This window comes from Klebsiella sp. MS 92-3 (genome assembly GCF_000195655.1).
Taxonomy (GTDB): Bacteria; Pseudomonadota; Gammaproteobacteria; order Enterobacterales; family Enterobacteriaceae; genus Klebsiella; species Klebsiella pneumoniae.
In genome coordinates this window covers 1-779 of sequence record NZ_GL882829.1, presented here as the reverse complement: position 1 = coordinate 779, position 779 = coordinate 1, and the positions used below count along the sequence as shown (strand labels likewise).

At 57.8% G+C, this 779-nt stretch carries 1 protein-coding gene; it reads right to left on the bottom strand.

Translation table 11 applies throughout. The features are described from left to right. Positions 1-23: 23 nt before the first annotated feature. Entirely contained in the window at positions 24-710 is a 687-nt protein-coding gene (locus HMPREF9538_RS09280) for a tetratricopeptide repeat protein (protein WP_004151733.1), read from the bottom strand. Positions 711-779: the final 69 nt, after the last annotated feature.

The window sequence follows — 779 nt, the reverse complement described above, 5'->3', positions numbered from 1 at the left end:
GCGCGATAGCGCCGGGCTTTTTCTTATCCTTTACTGATCCGGTCAAACTCTTCGCAGCCGGTATCAAACCCCTCCAGGCAACTGACGTTGAGCCAGTGCAGCGCCTTCTGCTTATTCGGTTCGATAAAGCCTTTCTCTCCCTGCTGGAACATCATCCCGGCCCAGTATTCGGCATAGCCGGTGCGGGAAAGTGATGAACTGCCTTTGAAGTATTCGCTTGCTTTCACATCATCCTCCGGGCCGTGTACGCCGCTGGCGTAGATCAGCCCCAGCAGCATCTGGGCATCTACCGCCGCATCGCTTTCGCTATCCCGGGCTGCATCCTGCAGCAGCGTGATGGCGTGCGCTACGTCGGTGGCGCCAGCCTGACGGTTGACCAGCACCCGCGCGAGGACGATTTCTCCGGATTTACTGCCGGCCTCGACGGCTTTTTCCGCCAGCTGGCGGGCCTGCGGATAGTCCGCCTGTTGGGGGTTACGGATTTTGAGCTGCGCCAGCAGCGCCAGCGCATCGCCATCGCCCTGGGCGGCCGCCTTCTGCGCCCAGTATTCGGCTTTTTGATAATCGCCGGAGCTGACCCAGGTATCGGCAAGGTAATATTGCGCGCGTCGATCGCCGGCTTCGGCCTGCTGTTGATACTGACTGCCAGGTTCGGTGGCCACCGCTGCGCCGCTGGTGAAAACCAGTAGAAATAAAAAGAGGTATTTCATTTGTATTTATTATCAGTAAGGAACATAGCGCGCAGTATAAAGGGAGGCGAAAAAGAAGAAAATGGCGGG